The organism is Winogradskyella sp. (genome assembly GCF_013213835.1).
Classification (GTDB): domain Bacteria; phylum Bacteroidota; class Bacteroidia; order Flavobacteriales; family Flavobacteriaceae; genus Winogradskyella.
In genome coordinates this window covers 545807-571510 of sequence record NZ_JABSSU010000004.1, presented here as the reverse complement: position 1 = coordinate 571510, position 25704 = coordinate 545807, and the positions used below count along the sequence as shown (strand labels likewise).

The window sequence follows — 25704 nt, the reverse complement described above, 5'->3', positions numbered from 1 at the left end:
AAAATCCCGTCCAAAATAATTGAACGGGATTTTTATATTTAATGTTATCTTAACTTAAAGCTAATCTTGTACTTGGAATGTAATTGGAATAGAGAATGGCATTACCACAGCTTTACCCCTTTGTTTTCCAGGTTGCATTTTAGGCAACTTACCGATTACTTTTTTAGCCTCCTTTTCTAATGCTGGATGTGGACCACGTGCCACGATGTTAGTTACGTTTCCGCTTCTGTCAACTTTAAATTGGACAAATATTCTTTTCTTTCCAGGTGTTAGTCCTAAATCTTGGGCCAAATCTGTATTAAATTTTCTTGAAATGAATTTATTTACCAATTTGTTCATACAGTCCTTTTTAGCCGCATTACCCTTTTTCTTTTCACAACCAGGAAAAATAGCCACGTTCTCAATTACGTGAAAAGGTACTTCAAGGATTTCTTCTACTTCTTCTTCTACGATATCTTCAACCTCAGCTACTTCAGTCTCCATATCAACTTCTGTATCTTGGATTACAGTTTCTTCAACTTCAACCTCATCTTCAACTACCTCAATGACTTCAGGAGCTGCAGGTGGTGGAGGTGGTGGAGGTGGTGGTGTCGCAATTTGCTCAGTAATAGGCACATCTTCCTCTAAATCATCATCTAAATTAAGTGTATCAACTGCGATATCACTTTTTTCATATGTCTTATAGTTTATTGCCATATATGCTACACCTAACATTAAGGCAAGACCAACCGCGAAAAACAGTGAACTGTTGCGGCTTACGTCTGATTTTGGATTCTTTTTAGGTTCCATAATTTTTTCTTTTGTAAGAGTTGCTAATTTAATTAAATATTAACACAAAAAGCAACACTTAGAATTAATTTAACTTTAATATATTTAATCTAGAAGCAAGTAACGTGCCAAAAACAACACCAAAGCAATTTGCTAAAAGATCTATAAAATCATAAGTTCTATTTGGATTTAGTTTATTTTGAATCAACTCAAGAGTAACTCCAAACAAAAGCAACCAAAACAATATTCCCCAAATCTTTAATTTCTTAGGATAAGTTTTAAAATATAAAACCCACATAATACTAAGAACAGAATATGCTAGGAAATGATAAATCTTGTCATCAAATGATGATCCAAGACTTGGTACACCACTTAAATCTATCAACGTTACAGTAACTAAAATTATAGTGTATGTAACTGCTAATAGTAAAAGTAGATTTCTAACCAGCAATAAGTGCTTTGTAATCTTCAGCTGAAAGTAAGTTCTCAATTTCTGAAGCATCAGAGTATTTAACTTTTATCATCCAACCATCACCATACGGATCTGAATTTACTTTCTCCGGTTCATCTTCCAAACCTTCATTAAATTCAACGATCTCACCTGTTAAAGGCAAAAACAAATCCGAAACGGTTTTCACAGCTTCAACGGTTCCAAACACTTCTTCCGCGTCTAAAGTTTCATCTAAAGTATCTACTTCAACATAAACAATATCGCCTAATTCACTTTGAGCAAAATCAGTAATTCCTACGGTAGCTATTTCACCTTCAATCTTTATCCACTCGTGATCTTTGGTGTACTTTAATTCTGATGGTAAATTCATCTTTTTCTGTTGTTGTATATTAAAAAAACAAAAGTAATTTTTTAATTGCTCGTTTTCAAAAAAATATTGGTCTATTAATTTCCGAAATTATATCTCAATGTAAGACCAGACCTTAATGATGTTTGTGGAAAAGATGTAGAAATGGCGAAATCAGAAAACGTGTAGTCAAAATAAAATATTGCCGTTAGATTTTTACTAAATGCGTAATCTGCTGAAAACTTTGCATTCCATATGGTTTGACCAGCAGTTATCTGATTGTTCTCTAAGTCTAAATATCTTACTATAGTTTTATTATCTCTTACTGATACATCAGCACGCATATTTAAATCGCTCTTCACAACTTGTTTTGGCCCTGCTAAGGCAGATCTAATTCTTAAGTCCTTTATTCTATAACCTAAACCAAGTGTATATTCTCTTCCTTGGATCTCGGTTAATAGATTGTTATCTAGACTTAAGGACAACATACGGTCAGTTTTTATCTCTGTTAATACTTTAATTGAGTTTTTCATTTCAAACTCTAAACGTATTAACGGGCTAAACTGTTCTTCTAAATTAATATTACTAAATAGCGTTCTGTTCTTTAAATTCCCATTCGCATCTTGATTAATTGAATTGATTTCACCCAAGCCAGAATCTGGATTTAGCACTAGATTTTCTACATCATTATCATAATCTAAATTATTTCTGAACTGATTAATAGTATATCTAGATCTATATCCGTGTTGAATAGAAAAACGTCTAAAGTTTTTCTTAAACCACTTTAACTTCATTAATCCTGTGTACTTCAACGTCCAGTTTGGAATAGGTACGTCTCTAAACGCACTTGTGGTTATATTGTTTGGATCTACACCTTGATATGCGGATAAGAAAGCTGGAATCAACACACGTTGACTATTTTTACCAAAACCAATTGGGAAACCTTCTGCATCTGTTCCAAAAGGTGTATTACCATAAAAATCTCGTGCTAATCTATTTGCAATTATTAATCTATTTGCTCTAAAATCATCGAAAGTCTCTGATCTAACCTCATCACTTGGACTAAAAGCTGTCTTAATAAGAGATGTTGTTATCATTAAGTTACCAAATGAATTCGTAATTAAAGCCTCATATTCATCACTAAGACCATCTGGATCGTTAGGGTCATCTATACCCCTAAAGTTTTCTGAAATGTTTTCAGCAAAAGTTTTGTTTCCGACTAACGTAATTTTAAAGTCACGCATTGGCTCAAGATCTGCTGAGTAATCTAATGAACGATTTAATACTTCTGTATACTGCTGATTAAATTCAGGGAAAACAGTTAACCATCCGTTTCTAGCCACAAGTTGTCTAATATCTCTTTGACTACCAAAAGTATATCCTAAGGTAGGTCTCAAAGTTCCAATAAAACCAGGTGTTGGTAGATAACCTGGTAAAAATGTACCGTTATTTTCTGTATAACCTAATTGTACACGTTTTACCATAGTAACAATATCAATCAGCGTATTGTATGCCTTCTTTCCAGCACTTAACTTATTGGAAGAATTAGCTTGTTTATTATTATTGTTACCATTATCCTTTGAGTTGTTTCTATTTCTTCCTCCAGGATTTCTTTGTCTACCACGACCTCTTGGTTTACCCTTTCTAACCAACCCTAAAGACTTATACAAAGTCTCCATATTTAACGTTGAATTGATATTATGGGTATTAGAATTCTGAATAGAATGTCCTAAATTAAAGGTATTAAACTGCCCCGGATTATCAGGGTCTTCTAATTGTAAACCTTCATTTAAATCAGAACCTTTTTGCCACTGAAAAGTCCCTGTATAAGCATAAGTAGTTCTTAGAAAACTCAGTGCTGGTATTTTATATAAAGGTAATTCGTAGTTAACTTGGAGCTGTTGTGTCTGAAAGTTTGGATCGCCAAAATCAAAGAAACCATCCCAAACTCCTAACTCAGGATCTTGTCTACCATTAAGCCTATCATCAATAAAATAGTTTCGTACAATATTAGAATTTGCAGCGGTTAAGTTAGCACTTAATGCATCCGTTAAATTGAAGTTTATTGCATATTGGAAATCGAATGTATAATTTCTTCTGAACAATTCTTCAACACCAATATTGTCACCACCCAACTCAACTTCTCTAAACTTTTGCTTACTGAATTGTCTATTAATATCGGTATTTATAGATATATTGGTTGGTAGCGGATTTATATTGAAATCTTTTAAAATCTTCCAATACTTTCCTTTAAACAACGAATCATTTTTCTTGAAAGGTTCAATTCGTAATGGATTGAAATTATAGTTATAATTGACACCTGCTCTTATGTTTTGATCTAAAGCTTGCTCTATCTCAAAATCTCTATGCTCTACCTGATTATAAGAATAATTAAACGTAAGGTTTTCAACATCATAAAATCTATTTTTTGAGTCACCTGTCTTTTGCTTTCTAACCCCAATAAAGTTGATACTTTTCCGCTTCGTATAATCCTCAGACTGCTGTCTGATGCGTTCCTCCTCCTCATCAGAATCAGCTGCATCTAAACGAGACTCTAAGGTTAGGTCATTATAGAATCTATCGAATTTTGGTGTTACCAATTCTTCACTCTGTGCATAATTAAAAGGTATTTGAAGTCCCCATTTTTTCGGGAACAACTGTCCGATTTGCACATTAGTTACTAAATCATACTGCTGTACATCATCTAAACTTCTTTCATTAGGACCTTGTTCTATCCCACCAAATCCGATGGTACTCCTCCTTCCAGTTACACTAATATCCGCAAAATCCGCAATATTAGAATCCATACTTACCACAGCAGCCCAACCACCATCATTTTCAAGATCTGACATTCGTAATTCATTAAACCAAGCCTCACCACAAATATTCTGCATTGACCCTTCAGAATTAGCATTCTTTAGACCAACCATCAATACTCGAATATTCCCAAAATTCGGATTTCCCTTTATCGCAATACGTTGTTGTTTCACACCACCTGTTCCAACCGGATCGTAAGGAACGTTGCCATTGGCTAGAGGTGTCTCAATAAGGTTTCCGTCAATAACATTATAAAATGTTGGATCTAAATTAGTAAGTGTACCATCATCAATACCGAAAGCTTTAATCTGTTGCAAAAATGCTAAAGGTATGTTGATCTCATTTTCAGCTGGCCAAACACGTTCTTGTTGGGTACCACTTAAAACATCCTCAGTAGGTAATAGTGGAACTTCTATTTGATAAAAATTCTCAGTAAAATCGTTTCCTAATCTTATAAACGCAACCATCTCACCTGGATTCAATACTTCCCCATCTTGAGCCTCAGCATGAATAAACATGCGTAAGTTCTTATACTGACGCATATCTACATTGATATTCTTAAAAACCCCACGTGAATCTTCAGGTTCTAACTCGCATGCTTGTAACACCAATGACTGCTCGTTTTGGCGTATGATATTGTTGTTATTATTCAATTCTTCACGTCTTACACCCGGTGGAATAACGTAATCCCCATCGTTTTCTTGAACACCAACAATAGCAACATTAAACTCTGCATTTGCACTGTTATTTGATGTATCATTATCCAAATCTTGTGTAAAACGTCTCCAGTCACTTCTAACAAGATCTAATGTTGCAAAACGTAATACTGTATTTTCTGTAAACTCTCTTAAATATAAACGTGCGAAACGTACCGATCTAATATCTGAGATACCACCTATTGCATTTGTAGGTTCACTAATTGGTAATCTAAATTGATACCAAGTCACATCTCTTTGGTCTCCATTTGGCAATGTTACATTCCTAACCTTGATATCATTAATTTGAGGGTTATTTAAGTTCAGACTATTCGGTGTCATATCAACCTCATACTCAAAATAACTATCAATAGTGTTCATTGTATTATCTCTATTGATATCTTCAACATCAGGTTGTGTTGTTGAACCTCTATTGGTATCTGTAAAGACATCTGGTGTGTTTCCTTCTTGACCGTTATACTGCTTGTAACGATCAAAAATATTACCATCTGTGTTTAAATAGAATGTATAATTATCTTTTGAAGGATCATCTCCAAATTGCCCACCGAAAGCAGCAATTTCTTCAGCATCATCATAACCATCATAACCAACATCTTGATTTGTTCTCTGCTGGCCTGTAGTAGCAAATGTGTATATCAAAGATTGATTTTGTGGAACAACACCACCAAAATCTGTTGGGTTTAATAAAGACACATTACCATCTTCTGGTAATCCGTTTTCATATTGCTTTTTTCCATCCTTTAAAACGTCCTCTGATATATTACCTAGGTTAACATAAAGTTTTCCTCCTTGACTTGTCGGATTATCCATAAATGGATCTTGAACCCAAAATTCAATATACTCAACATTAGCCTGCTCAAAATCTGTAGATGTAATTTGTCTTGTTATTCCGGCCCAACTATTATTAGGATTTAATGTATCATCTGCAGCCAAAGGGTTAAAATTATAAGGTCCACGCTCAGAAGGATAGTATGCTAAATCTAATGTATTAATTACGGCTGTTTGACCTTGAACGATATCTACCTGTGGAAATACTTCATCAATAAAAACACGTCTGGTATAGAGATCTGATATATCATCATCAGAAATACCATCTGGTCTCTGATTACTATAGAAAATAGGATCTACTGTATACCAGTTTAACATAGCTCTACCAAAACCATTCTCAACTCCATTATTGTCATTACCAGGAATATTGGAAGGTAACTCTTTTGGTCGACTTGATAAAAACCAAGAAAAAGGACTTAATAAATCAATCGCACCTTGAGTTCCTTCAAAATCATCAATATACGCTGTTGCTTCTCCTTCAAAGTCAGTACCCTTTGGTGCTCCAGGTAGTAAATATGCGAATTCACCTCTAACCGAAAGATTGGATGGCACATCTGTATCTACATTTGGTAGTTTATTAACTAGACGCGTTAAAAATGGTACTTCTGTTGAGTAGTTACCATTTACACCAAAGATGGTATTATTGATTGGCTCTGCATTAAAATTAGCTTTTTGTGTTATCGGTCGTTCATTAAGATTTAACAATGTCGCACCCAACACAAAATTCTCATTGAACTGATGTTCAACATTCACACCTGTAAATCGTCTTGTTTGCTGACCGAATACAGCATTATTTTCTACTGAGACATTGATAGGTGTATTTGAGGCCTTTAAGGCTTCATCTAAAATCTCTACACGACCTAGCTGATAATTCACCGTGTAATCTATTCCTTCAACAAGCAAACGACCACCAGCGGTTACTCTCACAGAACCTCTAGGTACATTAAACGCACCTATTGGTATTCCTCCTCCGCCACCGCTACTTTTAAATCGACCTTTTATTTGAAACTTGTTCTTTTCGGCCTCGTCTAAAGCTTGAGTTTTAGTTGATTTATAAAGTAAATCGTAAACATACTTTTCTTGGTTCTCGTTTGTGTATGTATCTAACTCATAGTCTGCATCGTTATTAGCCGGGTTATTATCATCATCTAAAACATCAAAGAGATAACGCCCAAACGGTTCAGTCTTAGTAAAGATAATTTTTCCATTTTGAGTTAACACCGTAAGTCCTGGCACATAATCAAAGAAACCATCTCCTCCTTCTTGAGGATCATTATTGACATTCAATCGATCTAAATGAAATAATCGTATTAACGGAGTTTCGTTGATTTCAGAATCGTCTCCTGTAAATGGTGTATTATTATCAAAAGTTGGAAAGGTTGTTCCTTCAACTGGTCTTATATAATTGACTGGAGATGCTTCGGTATAAAATATATTTAGTCTAAAATCTTCTTGACTCAATTGAAATGCACCTGTGTCATAGATGTTTTTCATCATCAAATCCCAAATCGGTTGATCAACTACTGTCACAGCACTTTTCAACATCTTAAGGATTAAACTCTGATTATTTACAACAGGATTACCTGAAACACCATCATCAACTTGTGTTGCATCTACACCATCATTTGCAAACTCACCAACTTGATAGACTTCCCCATTTATGGTATACTGAAAAGCTACAGCTAAGACTTCATCATTGAGCAAGCGCTGATTTAATGAAATATAACCAAGTTCAGAATTTAATACATAATCCTGACCCTCTTGAAGTTTACGCGCTGCTTCTAATTTTCCGTAATCAAAACCTTCATTGACATTTACTGTAACACCAGCTTCGACATTTGTAATATCTCTAACTGCTTCGGTTAATAATGAACCTGGCTCACCAATATTTGTAGGGTCTAAATCATTATTTTCATTATCTGGTAAAGCCCCAAAATTATTAATAAACCCTGGAGGCAATGGATCGAGACCAATGTCTTCTGGTTCAGATTCTCCTAAATCCTGAAATGCAATAACGTTTCTTACATTATCAATTTGATTATTTCTATTTGTTACCCAAACTTCTACTCTAGTTATCTGCAATCCACCATTATCAATGAATGGATATTGTAACAACGCATCATCATAATTATCCCTAAAATACTGTGCTAAAAAGTAGTGTCTGTTCTCATCGTAATCTCTTGCGAAAAATTCAAATTCTTCAACAGTTCCGCCACCTTGAGCAACTACCGATCTAGACTGCGATTGTTGTTCTGAAAAGACTGCCGTTACAGTTGTCTTTCCAAATTGTAGTTCTGTTTTGACACCGAATAAACTTTGAGCTCCTGTGATTAAGGAACTATTTAATGGCATATTTACGTTACCAACTTCTATCTTTCGAATAATATCATCTTCAGTTGGTGTGTATTCTAACTTTACCAATTGTTGAAAATCGAAGGTAGCTTCAGTGTCGTAATTAGCTGTTACCTGAAGTCTTGTTCCTACTTTACCTAATAGGCTCACACCTATTCTTTGATCAAAATCAAATGTGAAATTTGTACGATTTCTAGGAGAAAAAGCAGGATTATCTTGTCTTGAAAATAAAACACCTAAATCTACTTCCGCGTAACCACTTGGTATAACATTTATTGTATTTCCACCAAAAATGGTTTCAAACAATCCAGAATTGACATAAAACTCTGGTAATAAATTTTTCTGATCCTCTTCAGTTCCATCTTTTTTACCATCCGCGGCATCAGATATTCTTTTATAATACTCTTTAAGCTTTTCTTCTAATACTAACTTCTCAAACTCCTTCGGAGTTAGAATTAATGGGTAATTGATATTGAAGTTCCCAATCTTTTCTGTGTAGATATAACGATCTAGTATTGGATCATAAGTGTATTTTGAAACAATACTATTCGGGTTTGGCATTTTAATATTACCAAAAGCAAAGGTTGTTTTTGTGCTATCTTGTTCGGTTTCTTGACCTAAAGCTATTTGACCCAATAGCATACACACTATTAGAATGCATAAAAAACCTATTGATTTTAATTGATTATAGTTGGTCTTATTCAATTGTATTACAAGTTTTTTAGAGCTTCTTTAATAATTTGCTCCACATCAGCTTCAGGTTGAGCTTTTAATATTCTATCTACCACTTTCTCAGACTGCTTCTTATTAAATCCTAAAACTTCTAATGCTGATAACGCTTCATCTTTATTAGTATTGTTCGGAATTAAAGAAAGTTCATCAATTCCATAAACTTTTAATACTTTATCTTTTAAATCAATAATTACACGTTGCGCTGTTTTTGCACCAATACCTTTTACACTTTGTATTAAAGCTACATCACCACTTGCAATACCTTCTTTAACTTGTTCTGGGGTTAAGGAAGACAACATAGTTCTGGCAGTATTGGCTCCTATGCCACTCACAGAGATTAACAACTTAAATATTTCACGTTCTGCCTTTGTACTAAAACCGTAAAGACTATGCGCATCCTCACGAACTTGAAGATATGTATACAATCTTAAATTTTCCTGATCTGGAATTTGAGAATATGTGTGAAGTGATATATTGATAAAATATCCAACACCATTGCAATCAATTACAACGTCTGTAGGATTTTTTTCAACAAGTTTCCCCTCTAAGTGAGTAATCATTAATTCGAAATAGTTAGATGCCCAAAAGTAATAAAATTATTGACATGACGAACGCATTAAACCCTTTGATACTTACTTATTTTGCTGGCGTTTTTCACGTTCTTGTGCATCAACTACAGCGACAGTAGCCATATTAACAATCTCATCTACACTAGCATCTAATTGTAGAATATGTACAGGCTTGGCCATCCCTATCATTATTGGTCCGATTGATTCAGCTTTATTTAGTTCTTTTAATAACTTATAGGTGATATTTGCTGAATCTAAATTTGGAAATACAAGCGTATTTACTTTTCTCCCAGCTAGTTTAGAAAACGGAAAAATATCTTGTAACATTTTTGAGTTTAATGCAAAGTCTATTTGTAACTCTCCATCAACAATCATTTCAGGATAAGTTCCATGAAGATACGCCACAGCTTCTCTTACTTTTCTAGCATTAGGATTATCTGATGAACCAAAATTAGAATATGATGTCATTGCTATTACTGGTTCTATTCCTAGCATTTTGATAACCTTAGAAGTCATGTAAGCAATTTTTGCCAAGTCGTCTGCTGTTGGGTCAATATTTATTGCTGTATCACTCAAAAACATAGGACCTCTTCTTGTCATCATGATATTGGTTGTAGCAATTCTGCTCACACCCTTTGCCATACCAATTAGGTCTAACATCGGTTTCACTACTTTAGGATAGTTAGCAGAATATCCCGTAATCAGAGCATCCGCATCACCTTCATTTACCATCATTGCGGCAAAATAATTTCGCTCACGCATTATTTTACGTGCATCATACTGTGTGACACCCTTTCTATTCTTTCGTTTCCAAAATGCATCTGCATATCTGTTTTTTCTATCTATTTCTTCGTCAGATTTTGGATCTATAATTTCTATTTCACCATCAAAATCTATGTCTTGCATTAAGGATTTAATAGTATCAATTCTACCAAGTAAAATAGGTCTTGCGATACCTTCTTCATAAACAATCTGTGCCGCTTTTAAAACATCTAATTGATCTGCCTCAGCAAATACTACTCTTTTAGGATTAGCTTTTGCCTTACTAGCAAGCATCCTAATAAGCTTGTTATCTGACCCAAGACGTTCTAGTAGTGTGTTTTTATATCTTTCCCAATCCTCTATTGGTTGTTTAGCAACACCACTTTTCATAGCTGCTTTTGCCACTGCAGGCGGAACTTCTGCAATTAATCTTGGATCGAATGGCTTTGGAATGATATAATCTCTACCAAACGCCAAGCGGGTTGCTGAATATGCAATATTTACTTGCTCCGGAACAGGTTCTTTTGCTAGTTTCGCGAGTGCTTTTACTGCAGCCATTTTCATGGCTTCATTTATCTTTGTGGCTCTCACATCTAAAGCCCCTCTGAATATAAACGGGAATCCTAATACATTATTAACTTGGTTAGGATGATCACTTCGGCCTGTTGCCATTATAATATCATCTCGAGTATCCACTGCTAATTGGTAAGCTATTTCAGGATTTGGATTTGCCATAGCAAAAACAATTGGATCAGACGCCATTGACCTAAGCATCTTTGTAGTCACAATATCTGCCATTGATAAACCTATAAATACATCTGCATCCTGCATAGCTTCGTCTAAGGTGTCTATCTTTCTATCCGTAGCAAATTCTGCTTTTTGTGATGTCAGATTATCTCTGTCTGATCTGATAACGCCTTTACTATCTAACATTACAATATTCTCTCGCTTAGCACCAAAAGATTGATATAAGCGTGTACAAGATATTGCAGCTGCACCTGCACCACTTACTACGATTTTTACATCTTCAATTTTTTTATTGGCAAGTTCTAACGCATTCAATAAGGCAGCAGCTGAAATAATTGCCGTACCATGTTGATCATCATGCATTACAGGAATATCGAGTTCTTCTTTGAGACGACGTTCAATTTCAAAAGCTTCAGGTGCTTTTATATCTTCAAGATTAATTCCGCCGAAAGTAGGGGCAATATTTTTTACTGTTTCTATAAACTCATCGACATTTTCAGTATCTACCTCAATGTCAAACACATCTATATCTGCAAATATTTTAAAAAGTAACCCTTTACCTTCCATTACTGGTTTAGACGCTTCAGGGCCAATATTACCAAGACCTAAAACCGCAGTACCATTAGAAATAACGGCTACAAGATTTCCTTTTGCGGTATACTTGTACACATTTTCTACCTCTTTTTCAATTTCTAAACAAGGTTCAGCAACACCAGGGGAATATGCCAAAGAAAGATCTCTTTGAGAAGTATATTTTTTTGTAGGTACAACTTTTATCTTTCCTGGTTTGGGTTTTGCATGGTAAACCAAAGCTTCTATTCGCTTACTATCTTTGCTCATTCTCTCATTTTATTAAACGGTAAATATACACAATGATTAAACTTTACTAAAGTGAAGACTTTTTAAATACTTTTAATCCCTTAAAAATTGAATATTTCGAATTAAACCAGCGTATTTAGTCCTTTTAACAGCAGATTTTTTAAACACCTTTCTAAATGTATCTTCAGTGACGTCTTCCCAATCTTTTTTTGTCATGGATAACAACTCAGGATGTGGATTAAATAAAGGTTCCTTATGCGGTTTACTAAATCGGTTCCATGGGCAAACATCTTGACATACATCACAACCAAACATCCAATCATCAAATTTGCCTTTAAACTCAGTAGGCAGATTATCTTTTAATTCAATGGTAAAATAAGAAATACACTTACTGCCATCAACAACATAAGGATCTACAATTGCTTCCGTAGGACATGCATCTATACAAGCTGTACAAGTTCCGCAATGATCTGTAACAGCATGATCGTATTCTAACTCTAAATCGATAATTAACTCTGCTATGAAATAAAATGAACCTACTTTTTGGGTTAGCAAATTACTATGTTTACCTATCCAACCTAGACCAGATTTTGCAGCCCAAGCCTTATCTAAAACTGGTGCCGAATCAACAAAGGCCCTACCATGAACATCTCCTATTTCTTCTTTAATAAAGTGAAGTAGTTGTTTTAGCTTGTCTTTAATCACAAAATGGTAGTCTGTACCATAAGCGTATTTAGACAATTTATAGCTATTAGCTGTTTGCTCTTGGCTAGGATAATAATTGAGTAACAACGACACTACACTTTTGGAGTCTTCAACTAGTTTCGTGGGATCGAGACGTTTGTCGAAATGATTCTCCATGTAACGCATTTTACCATGCATGTTTTGGTTTAACCACTTTTCTAATCTTGGTGCTTCCTCTTCAAGAAATTCGGCTTTACTAATACCGCATGATAAGAATCCAAGTCTTTTGGCTTCAGATTTAATTAAATGCGTATATTTTGAGGAATTCGTCATTAAGCTCTTGCTTCAAAACTCAAAAAAGCATTTTTTGGTTTTAGTGTAATTAATGGAGATATCTCTATATCATCAAACTCGGATCTAATCTTGTATTTAAAAACCAATTCACTAACAGCAATGATCATTTCAAACATAGCGAAATTATTACCAATACACTTTCTAGGTCCTGCACCAAACGGAAAGTATTGTGAAGAGAACTTTCTCTCACCTTCAGAAAAACGCCCTGGCATAAATGCTTCAGGTTTTTCCCAAAGATCTGGATGACGATGAATCTCGAAAAGGGAGAATAACAAATTAGATTCTGGTTTAAATGTCATCCCATTAAAACTATCTTCAGTAATATTTACGCGATCTATAAAATAGACCGGTGGATATAATCGCATAGATTCCTCTATAACTTGTTGACAAACTTTAGATCTCATCACCAAGTTCATAACCTCTTCTGACTCCTTTTTAATACTTGAACGTTCTTGATATATCCTTTCTTGCCAATCTTGGTGTTTTGCTAACAATTGAAATGTAAATGTCAGTGCATTTGCAGTGGTTTCATGACCTGCCAAGAATAAAATAAGTATCTCATCAATTAACTGATCCTCATCCATTGCACTTCCGTCTTCATATCTAGCATCTAATAGCATATCTAATAAGTCATTAAATCGTTTACCTGAAGATTTACGTTCATCAACAATACGCTTTAAAATTTGCTTGGCTTCTTCAGAAAAATTTAGGTGCTTTTTAATTTTTCCACTGGCCGAAAACCACCAACCTAAATAGGGTTGTCTTAACTCTTTTATGAGCATCTTCTGATTTTCTTCGGTGATAAATTGTAACCGTTTAATATCTTCATTAGTTGCTGCATTACTAAACAAGGAATTCACTACTGTTTTAAAGGCTAAATCATTAAAAATCGGAAATACATCTATTGTTTTTCCTAAAGGTAGCTTTTCATATTCTTCTGTTATTGCTTCCTTAATCTTATCTAACAATAAGTGTAGTTGTTTTTTGTGAAATGCAGGTTGAATTAATTTACGTTGCGTTCTCCAATGATCACCTTCAATCGTTAATAAGCCTTTACCAACGTATTTTGAAATATCTTCTGTTTGTATTTTTGATTTCTTATAATTTCTTTGATTCTTCTTTAACACATACTCAAGAAAAGCAACATTACGACAAAAGAATACCTTGGTTTTAAATCCTATGCTCAAACAAAATAAGTCACCATTTTCAGAGAATTTCTTATGATGAAAAGGCAAAGGATTTTTAAGAATATCAAAAGCATGTCTCAAAAACTGAGACATAGGTACAATTGGTATGTTAGACACGTCTTTCATTTGAAAATATTTTAGAAACAAATAACTTCAAAACGACAGTTAGCTAGAACAAACCACCTTGTGTTGGTCCTTTTATTTTACCTAAATGTTTATAAGCTAATTCTGTAACTTCCCTTCCTCGAGGTGTTCTCATGATAAATCCTTGTTGAATTAAAAATGGTTCATAAACCTCTTCAATAGTTTCTGGACTCTCACTTACTGCAGTTGCTAAAGTTGTAATACCAACTGGACCACCTTTAAACTTATCTATAATTGTAGACAGTATTTTATTATCCATCTCATCTAAGCCATGGGCATCTACATTTAATGCTTCTAACGCAAATTTTGAAATCTTAATATCAATACTTCCATTACCTTTAATCTGAGCAAAATCTCTAACACGTCTAAGAAGTGCATTAGCGATACGTGGTGTTCCTCGACTACGACCTGCTATTTCTATAGCAGCTTCCATAGAAATTGGTACATCTAAAATTGAAGCACTACGCTGTACTATGTTAGTTAATAATTCAGTATTATAATATTGAAGTCTACTTTGAATACCAAAACGTGCACGCATTGGTGATGTTAATAATCCAGAGCGTGTTGTAGCACCTACTAAAGTAAAAGGATTTAGATTGATTTGAACTGTACGAGCATTTGGTCCAGTTTCTATCATAATATCAATCTTGTAGTCTTCCATTGCTGAATACAAGTATTCTTCTACAATTGGACTTAAACGGTGAATTTCATCTATAAACAAAACATCACGTTCATCAAGATTAGTTAATAATCCTGCTAGATCGCCTGGCTTATCCAATACTGGTCCAGAAGTTACTTTAATTCCAACATTTAATTCACTTGCAAGAATATGTGCTAAAGTAGTTTTTCCAAGACCAGGTGGACCATGGAACAAAGTATGATCTAACGCTTCATCACGTAAGTTAGCGGCTTTCACAAAAACTTGAAGATTTTCCAACACCTGATCTTGACCAGTAAAATCATCAAAGGATAGGGGTCGTAATTGTTTCTCTACATCAAACTCATCAGATGAGAAATTATTAGTTGTTGGATCTAAGTTTTCGTTCATAATTCAAATATAACGAAAAAGCCTTTCAATAATTTGAAAGGCTTTATATTATAATAACTCAATATCAGTTAATTTTTCTCTAGTGTTGAAGTTCTTCTTCACCTTCTTTTAAAGGTACCGTTTGAGGAACAAAATCTTCATCATGACCTGGCTTACTATAGTCATAAGGCCATCTATATACATGAGGAATTTCCCCAGGCCAATTTCCATGCATATGTTCCACCGGTGTAGTCCATTCTAATGTTGTAGATCGCCATGGATTCTTCTCAGCTTTCTTACCATAGAAAATACTACTAATAAAATTATATAAGAATACCAACTGCACTGAACCTGCAATAAGAGCAAACACTGTTATCACTACTTGAGTATCAGTTGTATCATCGAATAAGGGGAAATTTGAGTTGGTATAATAACGACGTGGTAAACCTGCCATACCAATAAAATGCATTGGGAAAAATACACCATACGCACCAACTGCTGTTATCCAAAAATGAATGTAACCCAAATTTTTATTCATCATTCTTCCGAACATTTTCGGGAACCAGTGATAGACACCAGCAAACACACCATATAACGCCGATATACCCATTACTAAGTGGAAATGTGCTACCACGAAGTACGTATCGTGTACATTAATATCTAATGCACTATCCCCTAAAATAATACCTGTCAAACCACCTGTAATGAATGTTGAAACTAAACCTATTGAGAATAGCATCGCTGGATTCATCTGAAGGTTTCCTTTCCACAATGTTGTAATATAATTAAACGCCTTTACAGCAGATGGAATGGCAATTAATAAGGTAGTAAAAGTAAAAACAGAACCTAAGAACGGATTCATTCCTGAGATAAACATGTGGTGACCCCATACAATCGTTGATAAGAATGCGATAGCTATGATAGACATAATCATTGCTCTGTAACCAAAAATTGGTTTTCTTGAGTTGGTTGCTATCACTTCTGAAGTAATACCTAAAGCAGGTAATAATACAATATACACTTCAGGATGACCTAAAAACCAGAATAAGTGCTCAAACAAAACTGGTGAACCACCTTGATAATGTAATACCTCACCTTGAATGAAAATATCAGATAAAAAGAATGATGTACCAAAGCTTCTATCCATAATTAACAATAAGGCTGCTGAAAGTAATACTGGGAAAGAAATCACACCAATAATAGCTGTAACAAAGAATGCCCAAATTGTTAATGGCATTCTTGTCATTGACATACCTTTAGTTCTTAAATTTAATACTGTTACAATGTAATTTAACGATCCTAGTAAGGACGACGCAATAAAGATTGCCATTGATACTAACCACATTGTCATACCTGCACCAGAACCTGGCTGAGCCATTGGTAATGCAGAAAGCGGTGGATAAATTGTCCAACCGGCAGCTGCTGGCCCAGTCTCTACAAAGAAAGACAATACCATTATTACACAAGACACGAAGAATAACCAATATGATACCATATTAAGGAATCCAGAGGCCATATCTCTTGCACCAATCTGCAATGGAATTAATAAGTTACTAAATGTTCCACTTAATCCGGCTGTAAGCACAAAGAATACCATAATGGTACCATGTATCGTTACTAATGCCAGATATATATCTGCGTCCATGACACCTTCTGGTGCCCATTTACCTAATAATGCTTTGAATACTGCATTTTGCTCTTCAGGCCAAGCAATCTGCATACGTATTAATAGTGACATTAAAATCCCTATTATACCCATAACAATTACACCAGTAATTAAATACTGTTTTGCAATCATTTTATGATCTTGACTAAATATATACTTAGTCACAAAAGTCTCCTTGTGATGATGCACGTCGTGATCGTGTGTATCTACTGTTGCTGACATATTCTCTTATCTATTTCTTAAAATGATTCTTAAATAATTAATTTAACGAGTTTGCAAATGTCTTTTGCTCACTCATCCATGCATTAAATTCTTCCTCCGTCTCCACTACAATCTTCATTTGCATATTATAATGAGACTTACCACAAATCTTATTACATAATAGTAAGTAATCGAACTCATATGGATCTAGACCTTCTTCGTCTTCCGCCATCAATGCCTTACTTTTCTCAACTCTAATATTATTAATATTTTTGACTTTATCCTGCATATCAGGATTTTGTCTCATTTCAGCTGTTGTTACAGTTGGTGTAAAAGCGAACTGCGTAACCATACCTGGAACACAATTCATCTGTGCTCTAAAATGAGGCATGTAAGCTGAATGAAGTACGTCTTGAGATCTCATCTTAAACAATACAGGACGACCCTTTGGTAAATGTAATTCGGTAACTACTACATCGTCTTGTGCATTTGGATCATCCTCATCTACACCAAGTATATTAGCCTTATCTAAATCAATCAGCCTAACATTAGCCTTACCAAGTACGTTGTCTGAACCAGCATATCTTGCTTTCCAGTTAAATTGTTGAGCATATAATTCAACTACTAAAGGATCTTCTTCCTTGTCCACATTCATGATATCATTCCAAGTAAATAATCCATAAATAATTAAACCAGCTAGAACTACTACCGGAATACCTGTCCAAATTGCTTCTAATGTATTATTATCAGCATAAAACAGAGCTTTCTTGCCTTTTTCTCCTTTATACTTATAGGCAAAATAATGTAGAAGAAATTGCGTGAAGGTTTGAACTATAAAAATAATTACTAATGAGATAATCATTAAATTATCAATATCAGGTCCGTGCTCAGATGCCGAATTTGATAATAATGGCAAATCACCCAAATACCAAATACATACTATTGTAATGATATATATGAAGGCTAAAAAAGCCAACATTAAATAACCATTAATTTTATTGTCTTTATCAGTGGCTACTGCTGAGTTAGACTCACCTACTTGAGCTAAATCAAATATCTTTATTAATTGCCAAATGGCAACGGCTACAAAAGTTACTAATAAAATTGTTAATAAAGCAGTCATTATCGTTTCTGTTCTTTTTTAAATTAATAATGGAAATGTTCACTTTCCTTCATAAATGGGTTTCCTTTAGCTAACAATGGAGCCTTACTTAGAGCTGTAAACACAACTAGCAAGAATAAACCACCAAATAATAAGATGGAACCTATTTCTGGTAATCCAATATACCATCTTTCAATTACAGTAGCTGGCATTATCCAATTGAAAACATCTAAGTAGTGACCACATAAAATTACTATACCTGCCATTACAACAAACCAGTTGATTCTCTTATAATCACTATTCATTAATAGTAACAGTGGGAAAATAAAATTCATTGCTAACATTCCGAAGAAAGGTAATTTATAGTGCTCAATACGTGTAACGAAATATGTTACTTCTTCCGGAATATTAGAATACCAAATTAACATGAATTGTGAGAACCATAAATATGTCCAAAAAACACTAATACCAAACATAAATTTAGCTAAATCATGAATATGGCTATCGTTAACAAATTCTAATAAACCTTTAGATTTCAAATAAATTGTGATCATTGCAATTACAGTGATACCACTTACAAACATACTTGCAAACACATACCATCCAAATAAAGTACTAAACCAGTGTGGGTCAACACTCATAATCCAATCCCAAGACATCATAGATTCTGTATAGATATAGAATACTAAGAATGCTGCTGAGATTCTAAAGTTCTTTTTGAAGTTTCTGTTATCATCTGCACTATCTTGAGCGATTGAGAATTTTCTTGAGAAGAATCTATATAAAGACCAACCAGCAAGGAAAATAATTCCTCTTACAAAGAAACCTGTTTTATTTAACCAACCAGACTTACCTGCAACTAGTTTATCATAGTTCTCATGACCCTCTACAGTTACACCTTCTTTTAGCCAAATAAATATATGACTATCTGCTACAAAGGCAATTGCTAACACTATTAAACCACCAGGTAAGACATAAGATGTAATACCTTCCATAACTCTAAACAATACTGGTGACCAACCTGCTTGCGCAGCATATTGTATTGCGTAAAACGCTAATACACCTAAAGCAATCATAAAGAAGAAAAATGCCCCTACGTACAACGCAGAGTATGGTCTGTTATGAATTTGATGTAAAGCGTGCTCCTCATGGTGAGTTAATTTACCATGAGCTGCGTCTTCACCGTGATGATCGGCGTGTGCATCATCATGCCCATGATGACCGTGAGCATCTGCTGCGTGAGCGTCACCATGACCATGACCGTCATGATGTTCTGCAGCTAAAACTTCAGAAATATTATCTTCAGTTACACTGTAAGCACTATTGAATCCAGCAACTACGCCCAATAGTCCAAGAACTATCATAACGATTGCAACTATTCTTAATTTACTTGAAATTTTATATTCCATCTATATAATCTTTATCTAAACCTTACTTAGTTAAGTCTGCTTTTAATTTTTCAACATAAGCAACAACCTGCCAACGTTCGTTCTCATTTAATTGATTAGCATAAGAACCCATCGAATTCTTACCGTAATAAATTGTATGATAAATACTTCCTGTTGTAATATCCTTAGCCGCGTAGCTTCCTGGTATAATTAACTCTTTCTTTGCCAGGGTTCCCATTCCAGCACCTTTTTTACCATGACATATTGCACAATAAATTTCGTACATTTCTTTACCATTTTCTAAATCTACTTGGGTAGAATCTAAAGGACTTTTTAACTCTGCTTTAGCCAAATCATAACCTTCTGTTGTATTCTCATAATCGAAAGGTAAAAAATCGCCTCTTGGAATTGTACCTTCTGCCGGAAGTTGTGCTTCAACTCCATTTGAGAAGGCATCAGATTCTTGGTAAGCCTCATAGCCAACAGGTTGATACATGTTAGGCATGTATTGATAGTTTGGTCTTGAATTCTTTTGACAGGACACAAAACCTACTAAAAGTACTAGTACTGATATATATTTTAAAGCTGTCTTCATATTAATGTGCTTCTTCGTCTTTATCAACTATATTTATTTCAACAGCGCCTGTTTCTTGTAACAATGATGTTAATTCACTTTCATTATTATGTAGAGCTATTTCCATTAAAAAATGGTCATCTGTTGTTCTAGGATCAGGGTTTTCAGCTTTTTTGAATGGCCACATTCTACTTCTTAAATAAAAAGTAATTACCATTAAGTGAGCCGCAAAAAACACGGTGAGCTCAAACATAATTGGCACAAACGCAGGCATGTTCTCTAGGTAGCTAAAACTTGGTTTACCACCAATGTCTTGAGGCCAATCTTCAATCATAATGAAATTCATCATTACAATAGCAACCGTTAATCCAACACATCCATATAAAAATGATGCAATTGCAATACGCGTTGGGGCCAAGCCCATAGCTTTGTCTAATCCATGAACTGGAAAAGGTGTATATATTTCTTCGATGTGATGCTTTTCTGCTTTTACTTTCTTAACAGCAGACATTAATACATCATCGTCTGTATAAATAGCATGAATTACCTTTGAAGCTTCCATATACTATATTAGTTGTTTAATAAATTCTTAGCTTGTCCTGACCAATCATCACGTTCTGCTCTTCCTGGGAAAGAACCCGTAATGGCATCTAACAAGTCGTATTCTTTTTTCGTCATCTTACTTACCTGTAAATAAGTAAATATACCAATGCTATTAAGTACTTCTTCCATTTTAGGACCAATACCGTTGATAACCTTTAAGTCATCTGCAGTTTGTGTCTCAGCGTCAAACTTACCAATACCTTCAAATAATGAATTGAGTTTTTCAGTATTGTCTGATGAAGCACTTTCAGTCTTTGTTTCCGCAATTGCTAAAGGATTCGACGTTCTTTCATCTGCACCTGTTCCGACTAAGCTATCTCCTCTTTCTCTGATATTCTTGTAACGCTCACCAGAAGACTTTAAAATCGTCTTAACCTCCGCTTGAGCGATTACTGGGAACGTACGAGAGTACAATAAGAATAACACAAAGAAGAAGCCAATTGTACCGATAAAGATTCCTATATCAACGAATGTTGGTGAGAACATTGTCCAAGAAGACGGTAAGTAATCTCTGTGTAAAGAAGTTACGATAATTACGAAACGCTCAAACCACATACCTATGTTTACTACGATAGAAATAAAGAAAGAGAACATTATACTTGTTCTTAGTTTCTTAAACCACATAAACTGTGGAGAGAATACGTTACAAGTCATCATTGCCCAGTATGCCCACCAGTAAGGGCCAGTTGCTCTGTTTAAGAATGCATACTGTTCATACTCTACACCAGAGTACCAAGCGATGAATAACTCAGTAATATAAGCTACACCTACGATAGAACCTGTAATCATAATTACAATGTTCATTAATTCGATGTGCTGTACTGTAATATAGTCTTCTAGGTTACACACTTTTCTCATAATAATAAGAAGCGTGTTTACCATTGCGAATCCTGAGAAAATAGCACCTGCAACGAAGTACGGTGGAAAAATAGTTGTATGCCAACCTGGAATTACAGACGTCGCGAAGTCAAACGATACAATGGTATGTACAGAAAGTACAAGTGGTGTTGCTAAACCAGCTAATACTAAAGACACTTCTTCAAATCGTTGCCAATCTTTTGCTCTACCAGACCACCCGAAACTTAATAACGCATAGATTTTCTTTTGGAAAGGTTTTACAGCTCTATCTCTAATCATTGCGAAATCTGGTAATAAACCTGTCCACCAGAATACTAATGACACAGATAAATATGTAGAAATCGCGAATACGTCCCACAGTAATGGTGAGTTAAAGTTTACCCATAACGAACCAAATTGGTTTGGAATTGGTAATACCCAATATGCTAACCATGGACGACCCATGTGAATGATTGGGAATAAACCTGCCTGAACTACCGAGAAAATGGTCATTGCTTCCGCAGAACGGTTAATTGCCATTCTCCATTTTTGACGGAATAATAATAGTACTGCTGAAATTAGTGTACCTGCGTGACCAATACCAACCCACCAAACGAAGTTAGTAATATCCCAAGCCCAGTTTACAGTCTTATTAAGACCCCAAACTCCAATACCTGTTGATACAGTATAAATAATACAACCTATTCCCCAAAGGAATGCTACCAAAGAGATGCTAAAAACAATCCACCACGCTTTGTTAGCTTTGCCTTCAACTGGTTTTACTACGTCTAAAGTAACATCGTGATACGATTTTTCTCCAGTAACTAAAGGTCTTCTAATAGGTGCTTCGTAATGAGACGCCATAATTATATAATTGATTCTTTAATTTTTAATTTATGCTTCTGATGTATTACGTACTTTCGTTTGATAAACCACATTTGGTTTTACACCAACGTGCTCTAATAAGTGGTACGCTCTATCATCGTTTACTAATTCTGTAATCTTATCCTCTTCATTATTAACATCTCCAAACGTCATTGCTCCACTAGAACAAGCAGCAGAACAAGCCGTCTTAAATTCATCCTTATTCACAGGTCTACCATCGCGCTTAGCATCAAGGATTGTTTTTTGCGTCATTTGAATACACATAGAACATTTCTCCATTACACCACGAGATCTTACAGTAACGTCTGGGTTTAATACCATACGACCTAAGTCATCATTCATGTAGTAATCAAACTCATCGTTTTGGCTATATAAGAACCAGTTAAAACGACGCACTTTATAAGGACAGTTATTTGCACAGTAACGTGTACCTACACAACGGTTATATGCCATGTGGTTTTGACCTTGACGACCATGTGATGTCGCCGCTACAGGACAAACTGTTTCACAAGGTGCATGGTTACAGTGCTGACACATTACTGGTTGGAATGCTACTTGCGGATTATCCGCTGGACTTTCCATTTCACCGAACTCACTTAATGAGCTTCCTAAACCAGAAATATTATCTTTTTTATCATTATCTCCTTCGAATGAATCTTGAGAAGAATAATATCTATCGATACGTAACCAGTGCATGTCGCGGCTACGTCTCATTTCAGTTTTACCAACTACTGGCACGTTATTTTCTGCATGACAAGCAATAACACAAGCACCACATCCTGTACAAGCATTTAAGTCAATCGATAAATTGAAGTGGTGCCCTACAGAACGATCAAAAGAATCCCAAAGATCAACATCCGGAGATGTCACAGGAGTCTCAACGTGATCTAATGAAACTACCGGAGTTTCATTCCAAATATGCTTATCTTTTGTATTGAAAACCTCTAATGAAGTTTCTTTAATGATGTCTCCACGACCCATTAACGTATTGTGTAACTGAACACAAGCAAACTCATGTGTACCTGAAGTTTTCTCAATAGAAACTTCTTGAACAGCGCTAAAGTTTTGGTATAATGGATAAGCGTTAACACCCGTTTTCATTTCCTCTTTAAGACCATCTGCGGTTCTACCATAACCAAATGATAAACCAACAGATCCTTTTGCCTGACCTGGTTGAATTAAAACCGGAACGTTCTCTACAGTCACGCCATTAACAGTAACATTAGCATAGCTACCATTCAGTCCACCATTTGCAACATTCTCATTAATTAATCCTTTTGCTTCGGCATCAGCTCTAGAAACAGTTACATAGTTATCCCATGACGTTCTAGTAATTGGATCTGGGAATTCTTGTAACCATGGGTTGTTAGCTTGTTGACCATCACCCATTCCTGTTTTAGTATATAATGTCAACTCCATAGCACCAACTTTAGTCGATGATGCTAATGCAGTAGCTGCATTACTTCTTGGTGCTTCTGTAGTTTCTTCTTCAGTTTCCGCAGTTACATTCTCTGCCATAATTCCTTCTGAAGGTATTCCTACATAAACACCATCTTGGATCGCTTTATTAAATGACTCACCATTTAATATATCAGCTTCCCACGTTTCTTTAATATAATCTCTATATAAAGTATCATTTCCATTCCACGCTAAAAGCACATCTTGGAATTGTTTTGTATCAAATAATGGACGAATTGTTGGCTGCATCATTGAATAGTGACTAGCTTTAAATTCGAAATCACCCCAAGATTCTAAACTATGAGGTAATGCAGCAATATATTCTGCATTAACAGAAGTTTCGTCTTGCTTCATTGAGAAAGCAATAGATAATTCTGTTTTCTTTAATCCTTCAGAAAAATCAGCTGAATTAGGTAAAGTATACATTGGGTTAACACCATTCATAATAAGTGCACCAACCTTACCAGCTTTCATATCAGCAATTAACTGCATTACAGCTTTATCGTTACCTTGTCTTGTCTTAACTGTAGTCTTAGCGTCGAACGCTTTAGAGTTTAAATATTCATTAATCTCTAAAGCAACTGTCTGAGCATTCACATCCTGAATACCAGTCATTACTACACCATTACTACCTGCTTTCTTTAATTGTTTAGCTGCAGATTTAACAGCCGCATCTAATCCTTCAGAAAGTTTTGCGCCACCTACTGAATTACCAGTAACGTAGCTATATAATTTAGCTAAAGCTAAACGTTGTTCACTTGGTTTTAACGGCACACGTTTATCCGCGTTTGCACCAGAAAGTGACATATTAGATTCAAATTGAATATGCCTAGACATTTTTCCTTGCTCAGGAACACGGTTCTTTGCATAGCCAGCATCGAATCCTCCACCTTGCCAGTCTCCAATAAAATCAGCACCAACAGAAACTATAGTCATTGCTTTTGACAAATCGTAATTTGCCATGCCGCGTGTACCATATTTAGCTTCGTAAGCGTCTAATGTTGCTGATTCTGAAATCGCATCATAAGTAACATGCTTAACATTAACATACTTCTCAGAAAACTCACCAACTAATTTCGCAGTTGATGGACTAGGAATTGTAGACGTTAAGAATACGATTTGTTTGTCACCAAGACCACTTAACTTAGAAGTGGTTTCAGACATAAAAGTATCCCAAGAGATATCTTTACCACCTTTCATTGGTGCCTTTACCCTAAGATTATCATATAATCCTAAGATAGAAGCATGAACTCTAGCATTAGCTGTTCCGTTAGTTACAGCATCTGTATTGTTCTCAATTTTTATAGGACGACCTTCTCTTGTTTTAACTAAAATACTAGCAAAATCAAAACCATCAGCAACAGTAGTCGCATAGTAATTAGCAACACCTGGAATAATTTCCGTTGGTTGGTTTACATAAGGAATTGATTTAATCACAGGACCTTCACAAGCAGCTAATGAGGCAGCAGCCGTACTAAACCCTACGTACTTTAAGAAATCACGACGCGATGTAGAAGACGACTCTAAAGTCTCTTTATCACCCAAAAACTCATCTGTTGGAATTTCTTCTACAAACTCATTTTGTCTTAGCGTCTCAACAATAGAGCTGTTTTCGTTTAGCTCTTCAACACTTTTCCAGTATTTCTTGTTTGATGACATATTCTTTGTTTAATTTATTGTGATGTTA

Annotated in this window: 16 protein-coding genes; all 16 read right to left on the bottom strand. The window is 35.0% G+C overall.

The window, feature by feature from the left end:
- Positions 1–60 precede the first annotated feature (60 nt).
- Complete coding sequence (locus HRU50_RS08360; RefSeq protein WP_296350103.1) at positions 61–789, bottom strand: energy transducer TonB; 729 nt, start codon at positions 787–789, stop codon at positions 61–63.
- Between the two features lie 64 nt (positions 790–853).
- Positions 854–1219, bottom strand: a complete 366-nt coding sequence (locus HRU50_RS08355; RefSeq protein ID WP_296350101.1) for a VanZ family protein — start codon at positions 1217–1219, stop codon at positions 854–856.
- The gene (gene gcvH, locus HRU50_RS08350; RefSeq protein ID WP_296350099.1) at positions 1209–1589 is read right to left on the bottom strand and encodes a glycine cleavage system protein GcvH; all 381 of its coding nucleotides are present in this window, start codon (positions 1587–1589) and stop codon (positions 1209–1211) included. Before gcvH ends, HRU50_RS08355 begins: the two co-directional genes overlap by 11 nt.
- Positions 1590–1663: 74 nt before the next feature.
- Positions 1664–8920, bottom strand: a complete 7257-nt coding sequence (gene sprA / locus HRU50_RS08345; protein WP_296350097.1) for a cell surface protein SprA — start codon at positions 8918–8920, stop codon at positions 1664–1666.
- A 68-nt stretch (positions 8921–8988) separates the two neighbouring features.
- Positions 8989–9570, bottom strand: coding sequence for a Holliday junction branch migration protein RuvA (ruvA, locus tag HRU50_RS08340; protein WP_296350095.1), 582 nt, complete (start codon positions 9568–9570; stop codon positions 8989–8991).
- 72 nt (positions 9571–9642) lie between these two features.
- The gene (locus tag HRU50_RS08335) at positions 9643–11928 is read right to left on the bottom strand and encodes an NADP-dependent malic enzyme (RefSeq protein ID WP_296350093.1); all 2286 of its coding nucleotides are present in this window, start codon (positions 11926–11928) and stop codon (positions 9643–9645) included.
- Positions 11929–12000: 72 nt separating this feature from the next.
- On the bottom strand, positions 12001–12924 hold the full coding sequence (gene queG, locus HRU50_RS08330; protein ID WP_296350091.1) for a tRNA epoxyqueuosine(34) reductase QueG: 924 nt from the start codon (positions 12922–12924) through the stop codon (positions 12001–12003).
- Complete coding sequence (locus HRU50_RS08325) at positions 12924–14258, bottom strand: cytochrome P450 (protein WP_296350089.1); 1335 nt, start codon at positions 14256–14258, stop codon at positions 12924–12926. The genes queG and HRU50_RS08325 overlap by 1 nt, the downstream gene beginning before the upstream one ends.
- A 43-nt stretch (positions 14259–14301) precedes the next feature.
- A complete protein-coding gene (ruvB, locus tag HRU50_RS08320) occupies positions 14302–15324 on the bottom strand; it encodes a Holliday junction branch migration DNA helicase RuvB (RefSeq protein WP_296350087.1) in 1023 nt (340 codons plus the stop codon).
- Positions 15325–15403: 79 nt separating this feature from the next.
- The gene (locus HRU50_RS08315; RefSeq protein ID WP_296350085.1) at positions 15404–17191 is read right to left on the bottom strand and encodes a cbb3-type cytochrome c oxidase subunit I; all 1788 of its coding nucleotides are present in this window, start codon (positions 17189–17191) and stop codon (positions 15404–15406) included.
- 37 nt (positions 17192–17228) lie between these two features.
- Positions 17229–18293, bottom strand: a complete 1065-nt coding sequence (locus HRU50_RS08310; protein WP_296350081.1) for a cytochrome c oxidase subunit II — start codon at positions 18291–18293, stop codon at positions 17229–17231.
- A gap of 23 nt (positions 18294–18316) precedes the next feature.
- Positions 18317–19681 carry a quinol:cytochrome C oxidoreductase gene (locus HRU50_RS08305; RefSeq protein ID WP_296350080.1) on the bottom strand — a complete coding sequence of 455 codons (1365 nt, stop codon included), beginning with the start codon at positions 19679–19681 and terminating at the stop codon, positions 18317–18319.
- 22 nt (positions 19682–19703) lie between these two features.
- Entirely contained in the window at positions 19704–20255 is a 552-nt protein-coding gene (locus HRU50_RS08300; RefSeq protein ID WP_296350079.1) for a cytochrome c, read from the bottom strand.
- Between the two features lies 1 nt (position 20256).
- Positions 20257–20796 carry a DUF3341 domain-containing protein gene (locus HRU50_RS08295; RefSeq protein WP_296350077.1) on the bottom strand — a complete coding sequence of 180 codons (540 nt, stop codon included), beginning with the start codon at positions 20794–20796 and terminating at the stop codon, positions 20257–20259.
- Between the two features lie 8 nt (positions 20797–20804).
- On the bottom strand, positions 20805–22538 hold the full coding sequence (gene nrfD, locus HRU50_RS08290) for an NrfD/PsrC family molybdoenzyme membrane anchor subunit (RefSeq protein WP_296350074.1): 1734 nt from the start codon (positions 22536–22538) through the stop codon (positions 20805–20807).
- Between the two features lie 30 nt (positions 22539–22568).
- A complete protein-coding gene (locus tag HRU50_RS08285; RefSeq protein ID WP_296350072.1) occupies positions 22569–25676 on the bottom strand; it encodes a TAT-variant-translocated molybdopterin oxidoreductase in 3108 nt (1035 codons plus the stop codon).
- Positions 25677–25704: the final 28 nt, after the last annotated feature.